The sequence below is a fragment of the Aurantimonas sp. A3-2-R12 genome, assembly GCF_036016755.1.
Taxonomy (GTDB): domain Bacteria; phylum Pseudomonadota; class Alphaproteobacteria; order Rhizobiales; family Rhizobiaceae; genus Aurantimonas; species Aurantimonas coralicida_A.
Genome location: NZ_JAYXIH010000007.1, coordinates 139324 through 146941 on the forward strand (window position 1 = coordinate 139324; position 7618 = coordinate 146941).

Here is a 7618-nt window from a genome sequence, read left to right on the forward strand (position 1 = left end):
ACACCGCCGAAAGCGGCGATCCCGGTTTGCGTCAGAAGACGCTGGCGCCGTTGTCGGCGGTGCCGACCGCTGCCCGGAAGGCTCCGAACAACTCGCGCCCCAGCCCGTATTCGTTGCCGGATAAATCCGGCTTCGCCAACTCACGGGCGTCGAATTCCGCCGCGTCGACCAGGATTTCAAGCGTGCCGTTTTCGCCGTCGAGCCGAATCATGTCGCCTTCCTGGATCCGGGCGATGGCGCCGCCGGCCTTGGCTTCCGGCGTGACATGGATCGCCGCCGGCACCTTGCCCGAGGCGCCCGACATCCGGCCGTCCGTCACCAGCGCGACCTTGTGGCCACGATCCAAAAGCACGCCGAGAAGCGGCGTCAGCTTGTGCAGTTCCGGCATGCCGTTCGCCTGCGGTCCTTGGAAGCGGACCACGGCGATGAAATCCTGATTGAGGTCCCCGGCGTCGAATGCCGCCTTCAGATCGTTCTGATCGTGGAAGATTTTCGCAGGCGCCTCGACGAGGCGGCGCTCGGGCTTGACCGCCGAAACCTTGATCACGGCCTTGCCCATGTTGCCGGTCAGCATCCGCACGCCACCATTCGATGAAAACGGTTGATCGGGGGTGGTCAGCACCTTCGGGTCGCCGCTCTCCTTCGTTGCCGCCACCCGCGTCACGGATTGCCCATCGTCGGCGAGCCGAGCCTCGACCGCGTAGGCGCTCAAGCCGTGGCCCCAGGCGGTGCGGACGTCCTCGTGCAGCAGCCCCCGACCAAGGAGCTCGCGGATCAGGAATCCCATGCCGCCGGCGGCCTGGAAGTGGTTCACGTCGGCGAGGCCGTTCGGGTAGACCCGCGCCAGCAGCGGCGTTGCATCCGAGAGGTCGGAAATGTCCTGCCAGGTGAGCTTGATCCCGGCCGCCGCCGCCATCGCGACGAGATGCATGGTGTGGTTGGTGGAGCCGCCGGTGGCATGCAGGCCGACGACGCCGTTGACCACGGCGCGCTCGTCGACGACCAGCCCGGCCGGCGTGTATTCGTTGCCGAGCGCGGTGATGGCAAGCGCCCGCTTGGTCGCCTCCTTCGTCAAAGCATCGCGCAGCGGCGTGTTCGGGTTGATGAAGGAGGAGCCCGGCGTGTGCAGACCCATGATCTCCATCAGCATCTGGTTGGAGTTCGCGGTGCCGTAGAAGGTGCAGGTGCCGGGTCCATGGTAAGATCGGGACTCGGCCTCGAGCAGCTCGTCGCGGCCGACCTTGCCTTCCGCATAGAGCTGGCGGATGCGGCTCTTCTCGTCGTTCGGAAGCCCGGTTGTCATCGGCCCGGCCGGGACGAAGATCGCCGGCAGATGGCCGAAGGTCAGCGCCGCGATGGTCAGGCCCGGCACGATCTTGTCGCAGACGCCGAGATAGACGGCCGCGTCGAACATGTCGTGGGAGAGACCGACCGCCGCCGCCATGGCGATCACGTCGCGCGAGAACAGCGACAGCTCCATGCCGCCCTGTCCCTGGGTCACGCCGTCGCACATCGCCGGAACGCCGGAGGCGACCTGCGCGGTGGCGCCCATTTCGCGCGCCGCCTCGCGGATCAGTTCCGGATAACGTTCGAACGGTTGATGGGCCGAGAGCATGTCGTTATAGGCCGTGACGATGCCGAGATTGGGCGTCTGGCCGCCGGCAAGGCGGTCCTTGTCCACCGGACCGCAAGCGGCGAAGCCGTGGGCAAGATTGCCGCAGGACAGTGTCGAGCGCTTCGGCCCCTCGGCGCCCTTGGCGGTAATGCGCGCGACGTAGGCTTCGCGGGTCGACGCCGAGCGCTCGCGAATGCGATCGGTGATGGCTTCGATGCGAGGATCTGCGGTCATGGTCTCGACCTTCTTGGCAGGAGGAAGTCAGGGCGCCCAGAATACGTTCAGCGGCTCGGTCCGCCGCGCCCGCAGCACCGCACGAACCGGGAGGTCCATTGCCGCGCCGTCCTTGAGCGCCGTCTCATAGACAGCCAGCTTTTCCTCACCTTCGATATGGAGAGCGAGGAGGCGCGCGTCGACCAGCAGCGGCAGCGTCAGCGTCACGCGCGGTTCGCCGGCCCCCGGCGCGCGGATCGCGACGACCGGCTCGTTCGTCGCCATGTCGATCGCCTGGGCCAGATTGTCGGCGTCGGGGAAGAACGAGGCGGTATGGCCGTCGGCACCCATGCCGAGGATCGCCGCATCGAAGGGACGGGCCAGCCGCTGGAACCGCTCGCCGAGGTCGGTCAGCGCGTCTTCGGGCGTCGGCGCATCCATGTAGAGCGGCACGAAGCGCGCCTGCGCCGCGCCGTTCTTGAGCAGGTGTCGGCGTAGCATGGCCGCGTTCGACCGCTCGTTGGTTTCCGGAACCCAGCGCTCGTCGACCAGCGTGACGCGGACATTGCGCCAATCGATGTCGGCCTCGGCCAGGCGCTCGAAGAAACGCGTCGGCGTCGAGCCGCCGGAGACCGCCAGCGTCGCCGAGCCGCGCGTGGCGATCGCTCCAGCGAGCACGGCGGCGACGCCGGTGGCCAGCGCTTCGGCGAGCGCCTCGCGCGTTTGATAGCGATGCAGGACGGGAGTGGGGATCATCGCATCCATCAATAGGGCTCGTGCCAGGTGCGCCCGTCGCGTTCGATCAGCGCGACGCCGGAGGACGGCCCCCATGTGCCGGCGGTGTAACCCTGCGGCTTCATGCCCTTCTCCTCCCAGGCATCGAGGATCGGGTCGACCCACTTCCAGGCGGCCTCGACCTCGTCGCGTCGCATGAACAGCGTCTGGTTGCCGCGAATGACGTCCATCAGCAACCGTTCGTAGGCGTCAGGATTGCGCACACGGAACGACTCGGCAAAGCTCATGTCGAGCGGCACATGGCGTAGCCGCATGCCGCCCGGGCCAGGGTCCTTGATCATCAGCCATTGCTTGACGCCCTCGTTGGGCTGCAGGCGCATGACCAGCTGGTTCTGGACGATATTGCCGGCGGCTCCGGCGAAGATCGAATGCGGGATCGGCCGGAAGGTGACGACGATCTCCGACATGCGTTCCGAGAGCCGCTTGCCGGTGCGCAGATAGAACGGCACGCCGGCCCAGCGCCAATTGTTGATCTCGGCCTTGATCGCGACGAAGGTTTCGGTGTTGCTCTCGCCATTGCCGAGATCGTCGAGATAGCTCTTGACCGCGGCCCCGTCCGAAGCGCCCGCCTTGTACTGGCCCCGCACGGTGCGGCTTTCGACATTCGAGGCGTCGATCGGGCGCAGCGCGCGCAACACCTTCAGCTTTTCGTCGCGCAGCGCGTCGGCATCGAGGGCCGCCGGCGGCTCCAGCGCGACCAGGCACATCAGCTGGACGATATGGTTCTGCACCATGTCCCGCAACGCGCCCGACTTGTCGTAATAGCCGGCGCGGCCTTCCAGCCCGACCGATTCGGCGACGGTGATCTGCACATGGTCGATATGCGCCGAATTCCAGATCGGCTCGTATAGGGCGTTGGCGAACCGCAGCACCATCAGGTTCTGCACGGTTTCCTTGCCGAGATAGTGGTCGATGCGGAAGACCTGCTCCTCGGTGAAATGATCGGCGATAATCTGGTTGAGTTCGCAGGCTGATTTGAGATCGCGACCGACCGGCTTCTCGATGACGAGCCGCATGTTCGAACTCGACAGGCCCTTTTCGCCGATCTGCCTGGCGAAATCGGCGAACAGCGAAGGACCGACCGCCAGATAAAAGGCGCGAATGCGGTCTTCGCCCGCCTCGTCGAGCAGGGCGCGCAATTCGTCCCAGCCTTCGTCGGCGCGCGCGTCGACCTTGCGGTAGTGGAGCCGCGACAGGAAGCGGTCGACCGATACCTGATGCATGTCGGCTGCGTCGACGTGCTTGGCGAGGGCCTGGCGGGCGAAGGCGCGGTAATCCTCGTCGGATATCTCGCTGCGGGACGCGCCAATGATGCGCGAGGCGTCGGGTATCTGGCCATCATGATCGCGATGGTAAAGGGCCGGCAGCAACTTGCGCTCGGCAAGGTCACCATTGCCGCCGAAAACGACATAGTCGAATGGCTCGACGGGTATGATCTGGCTGGACATCGCTCGTCTTTCTGTCGCGGAGGGCCGACATCGGCCGCGCACGCGATCTGCTTAGTCTAATCGATTGAATTTTTCCATACCCCGGAAAAATTCAATCCCCGTCTTATTGGCGCGCGCTCATCGCTCATCGCTCATCGCTCCTCGCTCGTCCTTGCGACGCGCGGCGGCGCGCGCGATCGCCTCCACCACCTCATGTCCGGCAAATGGCTTGCGGATAGCCTCGACTTCGGGAGGGTTGTCTTCGGGCAATTCCAGTCGCTCCCCGTAGCCGGTGACGAAGACGAAGGGGATGTTCTTGCGGTTGAGCGGTCCGATCAGGGAAAAGCTGGTTTCAGCGCCGAGATTGACGTCGAGCAGCGCCACATCGAAAGTCTCGCTCTCGATGAGCTGGCGGGCCTCGGCAAGGTTGGCGGCCGTGAAGACCCTCTCCATGCCATTGTCGAGCAGCAATTGCTCGGTGTCGAGCGCAATGATGACGCTGTCCTCGACGATCAGGCAACTCAAGCCGTCCAACGTCACGGTCCCGCTCGTCGGGGCCGTTTTCGACTGTGGTGTCGCCTCGCTCGGGGTTTTCCGGTCGCCACTGTCCAGGTGGAAGGCCGAAGCCGGGAACAGGAAGCGTGCGGTCAGACCTGACTCTGGGTAAGCTACCTCGGCCTCGCCGCCGAGATCGTGGGGAATCGCGCGCTCGATGATCGTCGAGCCGAAGCCGCGGCGCGTGGGCGGCGAGACCACCGGCCCCTCGCTCTCGTGCCAGCGAAGCTCGCATGAGCCATCTGCCGCGATCGTCCAGCCGGCGCGCACGATCCCTTTCGTATCGGAGAGTGCGCCGTATTTCGCCGAATTGGTCACCATTTCGTGGAACACCAGCGCCAGGGTGGAAAAGGCATTCGCCTCGATAAAGATATCCGGCCCCTCGAGATGAACGCGACCGGCGTTCCGCCCGACATAGGCCTGCACTTCGGTCTGGATGATGTCGCCCAGTCTTTGGGCGACGTAGGTTTGGCGGGTGATCTGGTCGTGGGCCCGCGCCAGCGCCTGGATGCGCCCGCCAATGATGCCGCCGAACTCCTCGACCGAAGCGGCTCCCGCCTGGCTTTGCCCGACCAAGGCGCGGATCAGGCTGAGAATGTTGCGAACCCGATGGTTGAGTTCGGCGATGACGAATTCCTGATGTTGGGTCGCAACGTCGCGGTGGCGCTCGTTTTCCTCGTTGAAATGCAACAGCACTTCCAGAAGTGAAACCCGCAGAGCCTCCGCCCGCTTCAGCTCCGACTCCGTCCAGCTACTACTCCTGCCGACCACCGACTCCTTCCAGACCTCGAAGCTCTCGCGTGGGGTCAGCCTTGGCCCGTTCGGCCCCATCACAGTCTGCTTCTTGGTGGGATTGCCGGCCCAACTGACGGTCTGGACGATCTCCTTGCGGAAGAAAAGAAGATAATCCCGCGGTCTGCGGGAAAGCGGGATCGCCAGCATGCCGGCTGCCCGATCTGTAAAAGCGGCGGCGTCCGGAGAGACCTCGCCCAGCCGGTCGCTCGCATAGACCTTGCTGGCGGAGGCACGATTGAGGAATCGCGCGAGTTGGGCGATCTCCTGCTGGTTTGGGCACTGACCGAAGGCTCGGGCCTCGTCCTCCGCCCAGACCGCCAGCCCGTCGCAGGCGATGAAGTCGCGCCACTCGTCGGCATGGTCGGCGAGCGCCGTGATCGAGGGCGTCGTCGCGACGAGTTTGCCGATGTAGCGATCGTGGAGATTGCGCGCGGCCTCGTCGGCCTCACGCCGCTCCCTGTGAATCCGGCCCTCGATAACGAAGGAGGCCATCTGGCCAAAGAGTTCGATGGCGCTTCGCAACTCCATGGGCAGGTGCCGCGCCGCGTAGTGATGCAGCGCGAACAGGCCCCACAGCTTGCCGTCGATCACGATCGAGATCGACATGGAGGCCGAAATCCCCATGTTCTTCAGGTATTCGACGTGGATCGGCGAAACTGCCCGCAGCAACGAGAGCGAAAGATCCAGCGGTCGCCCCTCGGGGCTGAGGGCGGGCGTGATCGCAACCGGTTCGGCATCGACATTGGCGATGATGCGGATCTGATTACGGATATAAAGCGCGCGCGCCTGCTGCGGAATATCGCTTGCCGGATAATGGAGGCCGAGAAACGTCTCGTAGCCGCCACGCACTGATTCGGCGATGACAGCACCGGCACCGTCATCATGAAATCGATACAGCATGACCCGGTCGAACCCGGTCACGGCCCGCAATTGTCGTACGCATTCGCGATAGAGCGTTTCCAGATCGGGCGCTTTCTGGATGCGCAGTATCATTGCTTTGACGAGGGCGCCGGAATCGGCCGAGCGTCGCGCGGAGGCCGGCTCCATCTCCAACACGATTGAATCGCCTGATCGGTGGATGGCGACATCGAAATACTGGCCGTTCTCAAACACATCGATCGCGAAGAGTCGCTCCGAGCCGTCATTGTTCGACAGCACTTGCAGGCGTCCCCGCACCGCGTGCATCGTCGATGCTGGCAAGATGGTGACGAGCGGCACGCCGAGAAGCTCGTCCGCCGATTTGCCGACAAAATCGCCGATATTGACCGACGCGTGCCGGACCATCCAGTCGGCGGTGGCCGCGATCAGAAAGCCGAATTCCTGGATGCGACCCAGCAGATGAATGGGCTCGCGATCGCAGTTCGACAGATCGACCTGAAACGGAACAGCGGCGTCGGTGGTCACGATGGGACGTTCCCGTCTTTGGATGGGTGTGGGAAGCCGGCGAGGGCGGCCTCGAATAAGGCGAAAGCGGCATTCGCGGCTGCAAGCGCGCGGGCGCGATGGGGCGCGGCGTATATAGCGACCGACAGGTCGTCCATCCGGTCCCGGAAACCGTCGGCGAGTGCCGCCGCCTCCAGATAGGCGGTCGAAACTCCCGGCCATCGCCGGGCATTCCCGCGTGCCAGGAAATCGCGATGGATGAACCGGGCTCCGAGCCGCGACCCATCGAGAACATAGGCAATGCCCGCCGCCTCCGGGAGCCCGACGGGGCGAACGGGGAAGGGGATAGTGGCGGCCGGATGCAATCCCATTTGCCGCATGTCCGATGCCAGCGCCGGCAGCAGGATCGTCCGCAAGTTCGAGCCGATCGTCGCGTCGAGCCCCGCATGTCCGTCGAGAAGCGGTTCCAGGGCCGAATGCGCGGCATGATTCATGGCGATAAAACGTTGATAGAGGCCGGGATCCGAGGCTTCGGTCATGCCCTCGAAAATCCGGTCGAGGGCAGCATGGCGATCCGTGGTTCCGGAGCGTAGCAATTGTCTCAACGACGGGGCCGACGATCGTCCGTCGGATGGTCCGTCCAGGGGGCTTGCGAGCGCGGCATCAGTCATGTTGCATTCGGGTATCGTCCGGCTGGGATTGAGCTTACGGCGGCGTAACGTCAACCCTAGAGCATCCGGCGAATAATTTGAATCGACGGGTTCCCATTTGATGTTCGGTTTGATTCTCTGTGAGCAGGAGGTGCTTCATGGGAAAGGCTGTTTCATCAGATTTG

General features: G+C 64.5%; 5 protein-coding genes. All 5 read right to left on the reverse strand.

What is annotated here, in order from left to right:
• Nucleotides 1-31: 31 nt before the first annotated feature.
• On the reverse strand, nucleotides 32-1849 hold the full coding sequence (gene edd / locus VSX60_RS06090; protein ID WP_327623258.1) for a phosphogluconate dehydratase: 1818 nt from the start codon (nucleotides 1847-1849) through the stop codon (nucleotides 32-34).
• Between the two features lie 27 nt (nucleotides 1850-1876).
• A complete protein-coding gene (gene pgl / locus VSX60_RS06095) occupies nucleotides 1877-2584 on the reverse strand; it encodes a 6-phosphogluconolactonase (RefSeq protein ID WP_442873059.1) in 708 nt (235 codons plus the stop codon).
• An 8-nt stretch (nucleotides 2585-2592) separates the two neighbouring features.
• Nucleotides 2593-4071, reverse strand: a complete 1479-nt coding sequence (zwf, locus tag VSX60_RS06100; protein WP_327623260.1) for a glucose-6-phosphate dehydrogenase — start codon at nucleotides 4069-4071, stop codon at nucleotides 2593-2595.
• Between the two features lie 117 nt (nucleotides 4072-4188).
• Nucleotides 4189-6804, reverse strand: a complete 2616-nt coding sequence (locus tag VSX60_RS06105; protein WP_327623261.1) for an HWE histidine kinase domain-containing protein — start codon at nucleotides 6802-6804, stop codon at nucleotides 4189-4191.
• Nucleotides 6801-7322: a hypothetical protein gene (locus VSX60_RS06110; protein ID WP_327623262.1), complete on the reverse strand. Its 522-nt coding sequence runs from the start codon at nucleotides 7320-7322 to the stop codon at nucleotides 6801-6803. The genes VSX60_RS06105 and VSX60_RS06110 overlap by 4 nt, the downstream gene beginning before the upstream one ends.
• Nucleotides 7323-7618: the final 296 nt, after the last annotated feature.

Excerpts from the sequence above, each read along its gene's own strand:
- zwf (WP_327623260.1), bottom strand. The coding sequence starts at position 4,071 with ATGTCCAGCCAGATCATACCCGTCGAGCCATTCGACTATGTCGTTTTC.
- edd (WP_327623258.1), bottom strand. The coding sequence starts at position 1,849 with ATGACCGCAGATCCTCGCATCGAAGCCATCACCGATCGCATTCGCGAG.
- VSX60_RS06110 (WP_327623262.1), bottom strand. The coding sequence starts at position 7,322 with ATGACCGAAGCCTCGGATCCCGGCCTCTATCAACGTTTTATCGCCATG.
- pgl (WP_442873059.1), bottom strand. The coding sequence starts at position 2,584 with ATGATCCCCACTCCCGTCCTGCATCGCTATCAAACGCGCGAGGCGCTC.